Source organism: Neobacillus vireti, from assembly GCF_036962465.1.
In the GTDB taxonomy this organism is placed as follows: domain Bacteria; phylum Bacillota; class Bacilli; order Bacillales; family Cytobacillaceae; genus Neobacillus; species Neobacillus vireti_B.
In genome coordinates this window covers 265,982-281,966 of record NZ_JBALNF010000025.1, presented here as the reverse complement: position 1 = coordinate 281,966, position 15,985 = coordinate 265,982, and the positions used below count along the sequence as shown (strand labels likewise).

The following is a 15,985-nucleotide window of genomic DNA, read 5'->3' as shown; positions in this document are numbered from 1 at the left end:
TTGGGATTTCGACAATTATTATTGATAAAAACCTCGCCTTAATAGATGGCGAGGTTTCTTCATACCTGCAAGGATTCGTCCAATCTGAACTGCAATAGGGTAAGAAACTTATCTATTATGTGCTGTTCAGCGGTTATGAATTGCTCATAACTGCCGTAAAAACTCCATTTCTTTCTCTTAAGCGGTTATGACCGTCTCTTATCTGCCGTAGCCCCTTCATCTCTTCCTCTTCAGCAGTTATGAACCTCTCTTACCTGTCGTAGCACCTTCATCTCTTCCTCTTCAGCGGTTATAAACCTCTCTTATCTGCCGTAGCCCCTTCATCTCTTCCTCTTCAGCAGTTATGACCCTCTCTTATCTGTCGTTGCACCTTCATCTCTTCCTCTTCAGCAGTTATGAACCTCTCTTATCTGCCGTAGCACTCCGACCATCTGCTGTTCAGGGGATAAACCTTCGTAAATCTTAAACTTTCGTCACCTTTAATAGCCTTCTCTTATTATCTGCCCTAATTATTTACTTAAAAAATAAAGATATGCCTTAATCATAAAGTAGCTGACTTCTTCAGGGAGGAGTTCCTTTATCGGTTTTAAACGGCTCCTGCCGGCTTCTCCCACAGCTTGCTCTAGTAATGGCAGGTATTTCTCAGGAATGAGTTCGGTAAATTCAACCTCCATCCCCTGTTGGGCGCATTGGATGATATGTTCCTCAACTGTTTTGAGAGACAAGTCCCGCTTTTCAGCAATTTCAGTTAGAGACAGATTCTCTTTATATAAGCTATACGTTTCTAAATGAGAGTCACGAACCGCCCTTTTGGACGACTTTTTTGGTGAATTCGATGCGGGAATTTCTTCACTTTGATACTCTGGATTCTCTTCAAGAAACTTACGAATAGCTTTAATAAATTCCAGTCCATATTTCTGCAGCTTGTGCTCCCCAACTCCGCTTACCTGCAAAAATTCTTCGTTGGTTTTTGGCTGTTTGGCACACATATCTTTCAGTGCAGCATCCGAAAAGATCACGAAAGGCGGTACATTTTCCGTTTCAGCAATTTGCTTGCGAACATCTCTCAAGTATTCAAATAGCGGATCGTTTTTCGAAACTTGTTTGACCTGAACTGCTTCTCTTCGGAACACCTGCTGGTTGCCTAAGAGAACTTCCTTCCCTTTTGGAGACACAAAGATGGTTGGATATTGTCCTTGCTCAATCGCAATTAATTCTTGCGAAATCAGGAATTCAATAAAATCCCCCACTTCTTTAGCACCCTGATTTTTCAGGATTCCATACGTACTTAGCTTATCAAAGCCCAACTCAGAGACTTTTTTATTTTTTGATCCCGTTAACACTTGGGCAGTTAAGTTTTTCCCAAAACGCTGCCCCATTCGAATGACACACGACATCACCATTTGTGCCTCTTTGGTTACATCGATTCTGGTCCTTGAATCCAAGCAGTTCCCGCATCTTCCGCAGCTTTCCGTTTCTGTTTCTCCAAAATAACTTAAAATAAATTCCTGCAAACAGTTCTCGGTATGACAATAATCTGCCATTTGCTGCAGTTTTTCTAGTTCTTGAGTCATCCTGTTTCGATCGCTTGATTGATCAATAAGAAAACGCTGAACTTGGACATCCTGCGGAGAATACAGCAAAATACATTCACTGTCTAACCCATCCCGGCCGGCACGTCCTGCTTCTTGATAATAGCTCTCCATATTTTTCGGCATCTGAAAGTGAACTACATAGCGGATATTGGATTTATCGATTCCCATGCCAAACGCTGAGGTAGCTACCATTACGGATGCCTTATCTTCTAAAAACCTTTCCTGTTCTCGTGCTCGGTCTGCATCCCCCATCCCGGCATGATAACGGGCAGCATTAATTTGTTCCTTGCGCAGTTTTTCATACAATTGATCGACATTTTTCCTCGTGGCCGCATAAATAATACCCGCTTCTTGTTGATTCCTTTTAAGGTACTCAAGAAGAAACCTTTGACGGTCCTGTCCTTTAATGACAGAAAAGGATAGATTTTCACGTTCAAATCCTGTGATGATACTATTCGCCTGATCAATTTCAAGAGAATAACAAATATCCTCCCGAACCCTAGGTGTCGCGGTTGCTGTCAAGGCAAGTACCACCGGTCTTTGCGGAAGACTATTGACCATCTGCTTGATATGACGGTAGCTTGGGCGGAAGTCGTGCCCCCACTGGGAAATACAGTGTGCTTCGTCCACGGCCACTAAAGGAATTTCCAACTGTCTTAGGTCCTCGCTAAATTCATAAGATTCCAATCTTTCCGGCGCTATGTACAAAAGCTTATATTTCCCCTGTTTGGCCTCGTTGATTCTCGTACTGGCTTCGGAAAAACTTAACGAGCTATTAATAAATGTGGCTGGGATTCCTGCTTGGATGAGGGTATCAACTTGATCCTTCATTAAAGAAATTAATGGGGATATGACGATTGTGGTACCTGGAAGGACGAGGGCTGGAATTTGATAACAAATCGATTTGCCACCGCCTGTCGGCATGACACAAATGGTATTCTGGCCAGTTAAGACCGACCGGATCGCCTGCTCCTGACCGTTTCGGAAAGAGCTGTAACCGAAGTGAGTTTTTAATAGGGAAAGTGCTTGATCAAACAAGGTGGTGTCTCCTTTCAATTTTAGGAACTGTCTCTATTATACTGCTTTTTAGGATTAGGTACTGCTCTATTAAATTAAATCGATGTGGTAAATTTTTATGTTAAGAATAGAGGAGGCTTCATTACCGCTTTACTATTTTTTCCTACCCTTGGGCAGTGTAACCCTTTTTAATGGACTGCCACTATTTTGACCCTTTGGGCAATAGGCCTTTCTAACAAAATAAGGCTATCGGACTCTCCGATAGCTTTTACTTTGTTTATATGAAAATACTATTTAGAATTTCTGCTCTATGCTCACCTTTACGGGGTGGTGCGACAATCGCAGAAGGCGCTATGTCACTGTGCATTTTAACCTGATAATCTCCCCAAGAAGATGCAAAGATGAGTTCCTTCTCCTTAAAATACGGGTTCTCACTAAGTTCCCTCACCTCAAGCACAGGTGCCATACAGCAATCCACTACTTGGGCAAATTCAATCCATTCATAAAACGTCTTACTTTTAAAAAGATCGGTGAGCTCCCGGTAGACTTGGTTGGAAGCATCTGTTTTGGAAAAGTGAGCAATCACCCAATCCTCACGACCATGAGCTAAACAAAAATTCTTCCAAAACTTCGGTTCTAAGGCCGCTAAGCTCACATACCGCTGATCCTTAGTTTCATATATGGCATAGGAAATAATGCTTCCGTTTAGGACATTAATTCCGGTACCCTCACCTGTTTCTTTTTCAACCATAATATGATTTCCAAGCAAGGATACCAGCTGATCGGTAATTGAAATTGAATGATAGCTTCCTTCCCCTGTTTTAAATCTTGACACAAGCCCTGCAAGAATCCGCTCATTGGCGGCAAACCCGCCCAGGTAATCGGCAAGAGTAATCGAAGGATGAATCGGTCTGCCCTGCTGATCTTTAAGCTGGGAAAGAACTCCACTTAGTGCCATATAATTAATGTCATGATTGCCAAGTTTACTGAACGGACCATTCTGACCATAGCCAGAGATAGAACAATATATGATATCAGGCTTCACCTGTTGAACCGCTTCATATCCCAAACCAAGTTTCTCCATTACCCCCGGTCTGAAACTTTCTATTACTACATCGGCTTGGGAAATCAATCGTATTGCTGCCTCTAAGTCATCATGCTCCTTCAAATTAAGAGTAATACTCTTCTTTTGCCTGTTATTAGCCAGAAAAACAAGACCTGTATTGTCTTTCAATATACCTGTATTCCTAGCCGGGTCTCCATCAGGCGACTCTACTTTGATGATTTCTGCCCCCAATTCCGCTAATCTGAGAGTCGCAAATGGTCCTGGCAGATAGTTGGTAAAATCAATCACCTTTATCCCTGTTAGCATGACAAGTCCCTCCTATTTGCTGGAATCGGGGGCTAAAAGCTCTTCTAATTGTTTTCGCAAAATAAATTTCTGAATTTTACCGCTAGCATTCCGCGGAAGTGTCTCACAAAAAACATAATTGCGAGGGCGTTTATAATTAGCAAGTTTGTCGCTGTTTTTACAATACTCATCCAGTTCCTGCTCTGTAACGGCCGGATTCTTTTTTACAACAAAGGCAGTAACGGTTTCACCCCAGCGGTCATCAGGCTGACCAACGACGGCCACGTCCAAGACATCAGGATGCCCATGCAGCAAGTCTTCTACTTCTCGTGGATAAATATTTTCTCCCCCGCTTATAATCATGTCATCGACACGGTCATTGACATATAGGTATCCTTCTTCATCCAGATAACCAATATCACCAGAGTGGTACCAGCCCTTATACAGGGCATTTTCAGTCGCATCTTCCCGATTAAAATAACCTTTCATCATACATGGCCCCTGTACAATAATTTCCCCCGTTTCCCCGACTTGAACGATATCATCCGGATCGGAAGGACCATCCTCTCTTGTGCGGACAATTCGAATATCATGACTTATAGCGGCTTGTCCGGCAGAGCCTGCTTTACGGAGCTGATCATTCTCTGACAAGAAGGTAATGGCTGGTCCCATTTCTGTCATCCCATAAGCCTGAATCAGTGAGATACCTAAACGGTCATGCAGCGCGTGAACAAGCGATGGGGCCATGGGGGCTGCACCATAAAGTCCCAGTTTCAGACTTGAGAGATTATATCGAGATAAATCTTCTTGAAGGAGCATATTCCACATCGTTGGAGCTGCAAATAGTTTCGTAATTTTTTCTTGTTCAATTAATGGAAGGATGGCCTTCGGATTAAACTGATGCAAAATGACATTACTCGCCCCGACATGCACTCTTGGGATAAAAGCACAATGGAGTTCAGCACAGTGGAACATAGGTGCTGTAACAAGGCCGACATCATTTGCTTCCAGCTTTTCGGCCGCAATACATAATACGCTTTGATCTACCATATTACGGTGTGTATGCATCACACCTTTTGGCCTTCCAGTCGTTCCGCTTGTATAAATAAACGCATAGATGTCGGATTCAGCTACCTCTATTATAATGTCCTCAGTCGAAGCATCTGCCAGTTTTTCTTGATAGGATGCGGCAAAATCCGGCTGATCTTCATCGATAAACCAAAAGGCTGTGTGATCAAATCGCCCTGCAATCGCCTCAATTACTGGCTCCAAAGCTTTTTCAAAAAGAACTACCTTTGGAGCGGCATCTGTCAGAATAAATGCCACCTCTTCAGGCGTTAACCGGAAATTAATTGGATTGAATACTGCCCCGATTTTGGCGCAGGCAAAAAGGGCTGTTCCTAATTCTTCCGTATTGAACATGAAGGTGGATACGCGGTCTCCCTTTTTGACCCCTTCTTTTAAAAGGGCATTGGCTAGCCGATTCACCTGTTCGTTCCACTCTTGATAGGTATAACGGATATTTTTTCTCACATCGTAAATGGCCGGTTTGTTCGGAAACTTTTTTACTGTTAAATCAAAGATTTTCCCAATCGTTGTACTCATTAGGCCGCCTCCAATAATTTACTTTTTAAGGATTTGGAACTGAAATTTGTTTATCAGCGATTTTTTCAGTGTTATCAGCATTTCCTTCGGTTTTATCAGCGATTTCTCAGTTTTATCAGTGTTTTCTCGGTTTTATCAGCGATTTTTAGCTATATCAGCGAATCCAAATTTAACGCGGTTACAGCCTCTCAATAATCGTGGCATTGGCCATTCCATGACCTTCGCACATGGTTTGTAATCCATATCTCCCGCCTGTCCGCTCAAGCTCGTGCATCATCGTAACCATTAACCGCGCACCACTCCCGCCTAGAGGATGTCCCAGGGCAATTGCACCTCCGTTCGGATTTAACTTTGCTCGATTGGCACCCGTCTCCTTCAACCACGCCAAAGGTACTGGTGCAAAGGCTTCATTGACTTCAAATACATCGATATCATCAATCGATAGGTTTGATTTTTCAAGCGCCTTTTTCGTAGCTGGGATTGGTCCTGTCAGCATTAAAGTTGGGTCCGATCCAACGACTACACGTGTGTGAACCCGGAAGCGCGGTTTCAAACCAAGTTCTTCTGCTTTTTCCCGTGACATTAGTAATAACGCAGCAGCACCGTCACTAATTTGACTGGAATTCCCGGCATGAATAACCCCATCCTCTTTAAATGATGTACGGAGACTGGCCAATGCTTCAAGAGATGTCCCTTTTCTTGGGCCGGAATCATCCTTAATGACTGACTTTGTTCCGTCAGGAAGATTTACTTCAATTGGAAAAATCTCTCTTGCAAAATAACCTTCCTCTTGCGCCTTTAGGGCCTTCTGGTGACTCTCCAGTGAAAATTGGTCAAGCTCAGCCCGGGTAAATTCATATTTTTCAGCAATCCGTTCCGCAGACAGACCCTGGTGAATCATTTCATACTTTGACCGTAACGCCGGACTAAACGGCTCTTCCGCCCCCTTGTAATTGGATCCCATTGGCACACGGGACATACTTTCAACACCGCCAGCGATTACCACATCCATATCGCCGGAGAGGATGGCTTGTGCCGCGAAATGAACGGCTTGCTGGCTGGAGCCGCATTGTCGGTCAATCGTTGTTCCTGGGACCTCGATTGGAAAACCTGCCATCAAGGCGGCAACCCTAGCTATATCTCCTGCCTGCTCTCCCGCTTGGGTCACACAGCCTAAAATAACGTCATCAATGATTGATGGATTGATTCCGGCCCTGTTAATGAGCTCTTTTAGGGTTAAACCTGCAAGGTCATCCGGCCTGATATCCTTTAAAACCCCATTTCTTCTCCCTACTGGTGTACGAACGCCTTCTATAATGACAACTTCACGCATAATGATTTCCTCCTATAATCCTAGATTTTTAGCAATAATCGTTTTCATGATTTCGTTTGTCCCAGCGTAAATGCTTGAAACTTGAATATCGCGGAAGCGCCTTGCAATCTCATATTCTTCCATATAGCCATAGCCGCCGTGGAGCTGCATGCATTCGGAAGCGATCCGTTTAGCTATATCCGTCAGTTTCCATTTGGCCATCGACACCTTGGTTACCACGTTCTTCCCTTCGATGTGTTCGGCGATTAATTGATCTAAAAAGGCTCTGCCCATTTCAATTTCTGTTGCCATTTCTACAATCTTGAACTGGGTATTTTGAAATTGGCTTACCGGCTTTCCAAACGCTTCCCTGCTTTTCACATAGTCAATTGTCGTCTTGAGCATTACTTCAGCAGCAGTTTGCGCTCCAATCGCGACAAGAAGACGTTCCTGTTGAAGTTTTTCCATTAAATAGAGAAATCCTTTACCTTCCTCCCCCAGCAGGTTATTCTTCGGGACGCGGCAGTCTTCGAAAATTAATTCAGCAGTATCCTGAGAATGCAGCCCCACCTTGTTCAGTTTTCTTCCTCGGGAAAATCCGGGTGTATCCCGTTCAATCATGAGGAGACTTACTCCTTTGTGTTTAGGAACTGCTTGTGGATCGGTTTTAACCGCAACAAGAATCAAGTCAGATTGAATTCCGTTTGTGATAAAGGTCTTTTGGCCATTGACGATATAACAGTCACCGTCCAGTTTGGCTGTGGTTTTAATGTTGGCTAAATCTGAGCCGGTTCCTGGTTCGGTCATTGCGATTGCCGTAATAATGTCACCTGTTACACATTTTGGCAACCAGCGCTGTTTTTGCTCATCTGTTCCGTAAGAGGTGATATACGGAATGACAATATCATTGTGGAGCCCGATACCCACTAAGCCTGACCCGACTCGTTCAAGCTCCTCATTGATGATTACTGCAAATCCCCAGTCAACCTCGCTGCCGCCATACTTTTCATCAATATCCGGACACAGAAAGCCTTGCTGCCCCATCTTTTCCCAAAAAGATCGAGGAATCATACGTTTTTCTTCCCACTGTTCATAGAAGGGATATGCTTCTTTTTCTAAAAACTTTCTTAATGACTGACGAAAAATTTCGTGATCCTCGTTTAAATAGGGATGCTTCATTCTAGTAACCTCTCTTTCAAATTTGTAAACGCTTACTTTATTGATGTTAGCTGCAGATTAAGATAATTTTTTATGGTTTCTACAAATTTCTAAGGTTATTCTACAAATCTAGGATTTTTACTACAAAAATAAAGGATAATTCTACGAACAAGACGGTAATTCAACAAAATAAAAAGTAATTCTACATTAATTGGAAAATGGTTTCCAAAGTCAGCTCATCTACCTCTATTGTACCAAATGAGAAAGATTATTTAGAATATTTTTACATTTAATTCGCAACTTTTTCTGACGTCAATCGTAAATAATCTGAGATCTCAAAATTTGGAGTTGATTGCGATGAGTGAAAAAGGATGTTTGAAATGTGGAAGCAGGGAAGCTGGCACGAAAGATGTAGCAATGACTGGAACCGGACTATCTAAAATGTTTGACCTTCAGCACAATACATTCACAGTTGTTTTTTGTAAGAACTGCGGATATTCAGAGTTTTATAATAAAAAAACATCGACCGCTTCGAACATTCTTGATTTGTTCTTTGGAGGATAATATTTTTGTAAGGGATTCTCCTAAGAGGGAATCCCTCCGATTTATAAAGCTCCATTTACTTCCAATATGCCTCAAATAAAATAGATTCATAGCCAAAAAGATGATGGTTTGTCCTCCCCTATATTACTTAGGCTGCATCCTGATTGCGCCATCAAGCCTGATGGTTTCCCCATTTAGCATGGGGTTTTCGATTATGCTCTGAACAAGCTGTGCGTACTCGCTTGGATATCCCAGTCGTGGAGGAAACGGCACCATTTTCCCAAGTGAAATTCTTGCTTCGTCCGGGAGAGTATCGAACATCGGTGTGTGAAACAATCCCGGTGCAATGGTCATTACGCGAATTCCGTAACGGGCTAACTCTCTCGCAATCGGCAAGGTCATGCTAACAATCCCGCCTTTAGAGGCACTATAGGCAGCTTGACCGATTTGTCCGTCAAAAGCAGCAACAGAAGCCGTGTTAATCACAACCCCGCGCTCGTGTTGTTCATTTACATTATTTCCTGCCATTTTCTCTGCGGCCAAACGGATGACATTAAAGGTCCCGATTAAATTTACTTGGATAACTTTAGAGAAGAGCTCAAGATTATGTACACCCTTCTTCCCCAATACTTTATCGGCAATCCCTATTCCCGCACAGTTCACTACTGTATTGATTTCACCCAAGAAATCAGCCGCGTGAATAATTGCCTCTTGAATCTCCTTTTCATCGGTTACATCTGCTTTTAAAAATAAAGCAGCTTCGCCTAATTCATTCTTAAGGCGTAAACCATTTTCCTCCGATTGGTCGAGGATAACAGCTTTTCCACCTTTTCCAATGATGTTGCGAACAGCAGCCTCTCCAAGTCCGGAAGCTCCCCCTGTTACAACGGCCCTGCATGTTTGAATATGCATATTTCCATAACCCCCTTACATTCAATTTAATATTCATAGATTGTAAGTATTATGCCAGATAAGGTTTCCCACCTGAACATGCTTGGTGTCATCTTCACCATAACTTATGTAAATAATTTAGACAACTGTCAAACAAAAGTGTTTCAATCTTCTACACCTCCGGGTCCGAAGAAAAGATTAATATTTATGTTTAGATACGATATGATTAGTTTATAACAACATAAAGGTGGGAGTTAAATGAGTAAACGGAAAATAGTGATCACACAAAACTTAAAGCCAGAATACATAGCGAAAATAAAAAAAATCATCCCTGATTGGGATGTAATCGCAGGTAAAGACCCATCTATCTGGAAAGAACATGCGAAAGATGCAGAAGTCATTGCCGGCTGGAGAAAAGAATTAGCTGATTATTGCCTTACCTCTGGCTCAATCTTGCAATGGGTGCAAACCTGGAGTGCCGGAGTTGATTCGTTGCCTCTTGAAAAGCTGCAATCACAAAATATTAAAGTAACCAGCGCCAACGGTGTACATGCTTATCCGATCTCTGAAACTATCTTTGCCTTAATGCTTGGATTAACAAGAAAAATTCATACCTATGTGAAAAATCAACAAACGAAAACATGGGATCATGCTCACTTAAGCCTCGAAATCCATGAAAAAACGATTGGAGTAATTGGTGTCGGTGAAATTGGAAGAGAAACTGCTAGAATTGCCAAAGCATTTGGAATGACGGTACTTGGTGTCAGGCACTCAGGGAAACCATCGGACTTTGTTGATGAGATGTATAGACCAGACCAGTTAGACCAGGTGCTGCCAAAATGCGATTATGTGGTCGTCACACTGCCGCATACACAAGAAACTCATCACTTATTTGGGGAACAGCAGTTTACCCAGATGAAACCATCTGCCTTTTTTATCAATATTGGCCGAGGTGAAATCGTGATTGAAGAGGAATTGATTTCTGCTTTACAAGAAGGCACAATAGCGGGTGCCGGTTTAGATGTATTTGAAACAGAGCCGCTAAGTACAGAAAGTCCTTTATGGGAAATGGAAAACGTTATTATTACACCGCACACATCCGGAGCAACCGAGCACTATAACAAACGGGTTGTTGAAAACATCCTTATTCCCAATTTAGAGACTTATCTAACCGGACAGACACCAGGCATTAATCTGGTAAATTTTAGAAAAGGATATTAAAAAAAACAACCTGATTTCTGTTAAAGAAGCTAATAAAGATTAACATGTGTCCAATCTTTGAAACTATAAGTCCAGTTCATTAATCTTTCACATGACCTTCTTTTTATAGATAAGTTTTTTATTATAGTTAACTTATCTCTATTCAAAAGGAGGAACACCCTTGAAGAAATTATGGACAGCTTTTCTGCTAACGGCTTTAATTACGAGTGGATGCGGTTCAAATACTGCCCAAGAGAAGACACCTACAAAAGCCGAAAAAATAACAAAAACAGCAAGCTTTGATGAAAAACTCGCTGGAGGTCAGCTTGGCAGTGAAACGATCGCTTTTGTAGGCGCCGGAACAGCCAATAAAATATGGGTCATTGATGGTAAATATCATAAACTAGTTTCTACCATCGATGCAGGCGGCCCATATAACGAAAGAACCAATAAAGATTTTTATCCCAATTTAAATGACACCCACGCGATTGCTTTTACAAAAGACTTTAAAACTCTTTTCACAGGAGACTGGTATAACTACGACGAACCATCCTATGTGATTGCGATTGATCCAATTACGATGAGAGAAAAGTGGAGACTCCCTACTGGAAAAGGTGCACACCATATTGCCCTATCTCCTGATGACAAGTATCTATACGTAGCAAACCAGCATGAAGGCACCCTTTCCGTTATTGATTTAGCCACTAAGACAAAAATCAAGGACCTACAGACTGGAAAAGGAACCTGCTACTTGAGCCCAACAATGTATTGGGATGGAAAAGCCATTTACACACAGTATATGTTCTTAAGTATTGAGGGCGAAAACAAAGTTGAAGCTATTGATATGAAAACGAATGAAATTGTGAAAAGTATTCCAGTAGGCGGCATGGTCCATGGAACAAACCTTACGCCAAATGGCAAATACGTATGGGCAGCCGTAATGGGCGCTAAAAAAGTAGCTGTCATTAACCCAAAGACCCTTAAGGTGACCGGCGAAATTAAGTTGAAAGAAGGCCCGATTCACATTGCCTTTAGTCCCGACAGCAAATACGGGTATGTGACAACAGGCGGTAACCAAATTTATAAAATTAATGTAAAAACCCATAAAATTGAGTGGAGCTCAACAGGGACAACGGTTCCCGCCCATGTCGGCGTAACTCCTGACGGTAAAGAGCTTTGGACACTCAACCATGGAATGGATAAGCGTTATCCTTATACGCTTGGCGGTGCCGCTGTAAGCGGGGTCCAGGTTTGGGATACTGAGACAGGCAAATTAATTACAGAAATTGTCGCAGATGGCGTACCGCATGAAATCCAATTTGTTCCTTACAGTGTGTTCACACCGAAAACAGAAGCTGCAAAAGAGTCTTCTCATGGAAATCATGACACAGTATCCGCTACAGAAGAAATTTATAAGAAAACATGCCTTAGCTGCCATGGAAATGATTTAAAAGGCGGAACCGGCCCAGATATTTCTAAAGTGGGCGGTAAATACAGCGAGCAAAAAATCCTCAGCATTGTGAAAGATGGCAGAGGGATGATGCCAAGTAATTTACTTTCTGACCAGGATTCTGAGAAGATCGCCAAATGGTTATCTGAGAAAAAATAATATAAATGTATAACAATCTTTAATTTAGCATAAAAGATTTGATACTCATCGTTAGTCCAAAAAAGGAGAACCACAAAGGTTCTCCTTTCAGCTATTAATATACAGTTTGTATTCCTTTTCCGGCCACGGTCATCCATTCGAATTGTCGAAGCCTTACCCCGAATAAGGTTAATGGATCGCGGAACATTTCCGGATTAGTATTCATCTTATTAAGCTGCTCCTGGTTTGATTCAATTCCCAGCTTAGCCTCATCAACCGCCGTGGTTAAATTCCTTAACGGACTCTTGAAGAATAAGATTACATCACGCTCTAGAGATTTTTCAAACAGCTCAAATGGCTGGAAGAATTGCTTACTAACTTCTTCAATGGTTTCTGAGTAATCCTCATTTTCTACAAATGCTTTGTATTTGTTATAAAGCATTGCCTTGTTTTGCGAGATTGCCCCGAATAATTTTCCGGCACTCTTTAATAAAAATTGCGATGGCGTCCGGCGAAGGAGAATATTGACGGATTCAAGCTGGAATCTGCTTGTCATACGGTCTGTGTCGCGAAGCCAATCATCGAGCACCTTGAAATCACAAGCAAGTGCCAGATGTTCTTCCCCGTACATCTGGTTAAAGCCATCAGCCATCTCATTTAAAAATTCCTGTGCCTGGTCAAACTCCTCTTTACTATAGCCAACCCAATCCTGTAAGGAACGATAGAATTTAGGCATCACTGTTTGTTCCAAGTATTCTTGTAGTCTCTTATTCATTTCTTCGTTCAATTCTAGATGAATATTACTAAAGTTGCTGTCTTCCTTTATAAGGTCGGAGCACTCTTTCAACATAGCAGGAATAGTGCTGGCCATATCCTTATGAATGTTTTCCCTAATCATTCGGTACGATTTCGTGATTGTCTTTATTTTTTGTACTTCCGTATCCTTCAGCTGATTAACGGCACCATTTAATTTCATGTACATATCTTCATTCCAGCGGATCGCTTCTACTAATTGATTTTCGACATCAATTCGCTTTTGCAATAGACTTGCGATAGTGGTACGAATAAAAAACAACAGCTTAGCCAGTCGTTTATCCTCTAGATTTCTAGTAACCTTGATCGACTGTATAAACTCTTTTATGTCCCTCATCTGCTGGCCGCGTTCATATTGCGAAGAAAAAGCAAACACGCTTGCATCCGGCATAATAGCGTGAATACTCGATTTGGTTTCCTCATATATTCTTACCGCTTCATGCTCACCAACGATCGTATCCATTTTGCTTAACAGAAAATGGACAGGAATATCAGGTGCTAATTCTTGTATTTGTACAAGCGCTCCTCGTTCTTTGTCGGTAAACGGCGAGTTTCCATCAAGCACAAATAAGACAGCGTCAGCTACTTGCAAGTTTTTTAATACTTCATAACGGTCATTGTGATTTCCCTTTAACCCTGGTGTATCAATAAAGGTCACTTTGTTTTTCTGCATGAATTCGTTTGGAAGCTTGAATTCGATAATGGATTCTAAGGCATTACGGCGGCGGTCCATTCGCTCTTGGAATTCAGTAAATCCTTCTAAGCTGGCAATCTGCCAATCAGTTATTTCCATTATTTCTTCTTCATCACTATCTCTAAACATGACGAGTGATGACGTTGGGCTGTCTTGTAGGTCTTCTCCTAGAACGGTATTAACGAAAGTCGATTTTCCACTCCCAGTTAACCCGGTAATCAGTAGATGCTGTCTATCAAAATCCACTAATTGCTCGACAAGCCATTTATATCGGTTATTCGGACCCATATCATGTGCCTCTGCCCAATCGACAATGGTATCAAATAGCGCCAAGCTCTCCTCGAGTTCATTAATGTCCGTCTCTGTTATGCTAATCAGCTGTTCCGCTTCAGAAACGATGGATAAACTGATAGTGGCTGGGAACAATTCGTTCCAAGAAAGCACCGCAGCAGATGCTAACACTACATTTCTTTCATCCGCTAAGCGAAGCCAATTGGTCAACATGTCTGGGATAAATTCTTGGAGCATTTTAATAAAATATCTGCCTTCTATTAAATCGAAATACGCAGCTTTATAAAGCTTTGAAAGCTCATTCCAGCTATCGTCTCTTTCAAGGTCAAGTTGCAATAATAGCTGATTGATTTCTCTAATCCAAGTGAAATAAGATTCTTCGTGTTCGTAACTTTGCCATAATGAAGATACGAGCTGTTCAAATTTTTTCTTATCCAGTTGAAACAAGCGAATCAAAGTTGGGGTGAAATAGCTCGGTGCATGGCCTTTTGTGACACCTTTGTCTACATAGGTGTTTAATATATGAAACCAATTTGGATCTTCCGACCGCATGGCTTCGGAGACCGCTAACTCAACCGCATGCTCCCAATCCTGCTGTTCTTCGAAAAAGGTTCTGGCGATTTCGGTAACATTCGGATACTCCGGGTTTGCAGCAATTGTCCTTTTAATCGTGGCAACCGCTGACTCCGTCTTGCCGCGTTCGATATAAAGCGAGAAAAGCTGTAATGCTACTTCGGTATTTAGTGTTGCGTTATCGCTTGAGATTGCGGTATATATATCCTCGGCAGTCGAAAGCAAACCTAGTTCATAATAGGCATCCCCTGTGTTTTTCTTTGCCCATGGAACGAGTTCATCGGTGATATTTTCCCATTTAAAAATCGCCGTTTCATAGTCTTTATGGTGAAAATACACTTCCCCTTGGGCAAAGCGTATCGATGATAGGTTTGGGAGGTCCTTTGCTGCCTCTTCCTGAAAAGCTTCGCCTAGAACGCGAATCGGGTGAATGTCTTCATGCTCATTGATGAACATTTTATAATACGTCTTTTGTTTTAGCTGCTCTTCTAACGTCATTTTCTTTCCCTCCAATTGCAAAACACTCTATGTCATTCATATGGAAAAGAGTCATATTTATTCCATATACTATTCGAAGTATGTATGGATTTTAAGTCCCAATTATATCGATTCTAACAAAGGAATTTTTAAATATGATGTCATTTATATTTCATTTTGAAGACAAACACTGGACTTAGCCTCTTTCTATGGTTAAGGGCATGAAAAATAGCTTCGGTCTTTCTTCCTTTTTTTACGATTTTCAACGTATAATGGAGACAAATACCTAAAGGGGATATTCATTTGGAAAAAGGTCAAGCTATTTTTTTAACTCGACAAATCGAACGCTCAAAACCAATAAGATATGAACTTAAGAAGTTAGAAACCGTAAGCGGGATGCTGCCAAAGTTCCATCAATGGACGAATGGCAAGCAAGTACTGGCCGCATATGAAGTATTCCGGCCAGAAAGTGAACTCGGCTATTATCTGTTATTCATTGATTGGCACCGCAATGACAACTATTATTTAGTAATGTATGCACATAATAAATCCACTACCTGTGCCGAGATACGGCAAACACAAGAATTGGAGGATGGACCCCATCTGGTTTGGTCCTATAAACCATTTAAGCGTGACGGAAAAAACGACCAAAGAAAGGCATATTTTAAACAGATGTTTGGGTCGACGACTGTTCATATTAAATTGCCATCCTTGCCAGATGAGGTGGAAGAATTCCTCACACAGCTGTTCAAGCTATGCCAAAACCGGGTTAAAGCGGATAAAATTACTGAAGTGTTTGATTTTGAGAATTGATATGGAGTTTGGATTATGGGGTACCAGAATAAGCACAATTATCCTTTGTTTTTACCGTATCATC

11 protein-coding genes are annotated in these 15,985 nt (G+C 41.7%); 4 read left to right on the top strand and 7 right to left on the bottom strand.

Annotation, left to right across the window (positions count from 1 at the left end):
* Window positions 1–509 precede the first annotated feature (509 nt).
* From recQ to V7077_RS11805, 5 genes are all read right to left on the bottom strand, one after another.
* Window positions 510–2,633 (bottom strand): DNA helicase RecQ, encoded by a 2,124-nt coding sequence (gene recQ / locus V7077_RS11825; protein ID WP_335501658.1) that lies wholly within the window; start codon window positions 2,631–2,633, stop codon window positions 510–512.
* 256 nt (window positions 2,634–2,889) lie between these two features.
* Complete coding sequence (locus tag V7077_RS11820; protein WP_335501656.1) at window positions 2,890–3,984, bottom strand: CaiB/BaiF CoA transferase family protein; 1,095 nt, start codon at window positions 3,982–3,984, stop codon at window positions 2,890–2,892.
* A gap of 12 nt (window positions 3,985–3,996) precedes the next feature.
* Window positions 3,997–5,568, bottom strand: a complete 1,572-nt coding sequence (locus tag V7077_RS11815) for a fatty acid--CoA ligase (RefSeq protein ID WP_335501654.1) — start codon at window positions 5,566–5,568, stop codon at window positions 3,997–3,999.
* 178 nt (window positions 5,569–5,746) lie between these two features.
* Complete coding sequence (locus V7077_RS11810) at window positions 5,747–6,901, bottom strand: thiolase family protein (RefSeq protein ID WP_335501651.1); 1,155 nt, start codon at window positions 6,899–6,901, stop codon at window positions 5,747–5,749.
* Window positions 6,902–6,913: 12 nt separating this feature from the next.
* On the bottom strand, window positions 6,914–8,059 hold the full coding sequence (locus V7077_RS11805) for an acyl-CoA dehydrogenase family protein (RefSeq protein WP_335501649.1): 1,146 nt from the start codon (window positions 8,057–8,059) through the stop codon (window positions 6,914–6,916).
* 336 nt (window positions 8,060–8,395) lie between these two features.
* Between V7077_RS11805 and V7077_RS11800 the strand changes: the two genes are divergently transcribed.
* Complete coding sequence (locus V7077_RS11800; protein WP_335501646.1) at window positions 8,396–8,602, top strand: zinc ribbon domain-containing protein; 207 nt, start codon at window positions 8,396–8,398, stop codon at window positions 8,600–8,602.
* 123 nt (window positions 8,603–8,725) lie between these two features.
* On the opposite strand, the gene V7077_RS11795 is transcribed toward V7077_RS11800, so the two are convergent.
* Entirely contained in the window at window positions 8,726–9,493 is a 768-nt protein-coding gene (locus V7077_RS11795) for a 3-hydroxyacyl-CoA dehydrogenase (RefSeq protein ID WP_335501644.1), read from the bottom strand.
* A 237-nt stretch (window positions 9,494–9,730) separates the two neighbouring features.
* On the opposite strand from V7077_RS11795, the gene V7077_RS11790 reads away from it, so the two are divergent.
* Window positions 9,731–10,693, top strand: coding sequence for a D-2-hydroxyacid dehydrogenase (locus V7077_RS11790; RefSeq protein ID WP_335501642.1), 963 nt, complete (start codon window positions 9,731–9,733; stop codon window positions 10,691–10,693).
* Window positions 10,694–10,853: 160 nt separating this feature from the next.
* On the top strand, window positions 10,854–12,281 hold the full coding sequence (locus tag V7077_RS11785) for a beta-propeller fold lactonase family protein (protein WP_335501640.1): 1,428 nt from the start codon (window positions 10,854–10,856) through the stop codon (window positions 12,279–12,281).
* 94 nt (window positions 12,282–12,375) lie between these two features.
* Here the strand turns inward: V7077_RS11785 and V7077_RS11780 are convergent, their stop codons facing one another.
* Window positions 12,376–15,129 carry a dynamin family protein gene (locus V7077_RS11780; protein WP_335501638.1) on the bottom strand — a complete coding sequence of 918 codons (2,754 nt, stop codon included), beginning with the start codon at window positions 15,127–15,129 and terminating at the stop codon, window positions 12,376–12,378.
* Between the two features lie 282 nt (window positions 15,130–15,411).
* Between V7077_RS11780 and V7077_RS11775 the strand changes: the two genes are divergently transcribed.
* The gene (locus tag V7077_RS11775; RefSeq protein WP_335501636.1) at window positions 15,412–15,921 is read left to right on the top strand and encodes a hypothetical protein; all 510 of its coding nucleotides are present in this window, start codon (window positions 15,412–15,414) and stop codon (window positions 15,919–15,921) included.
* The last annotated feature ends 64 nt before the right edge of the window (window positions 15,922–15,985 follow it).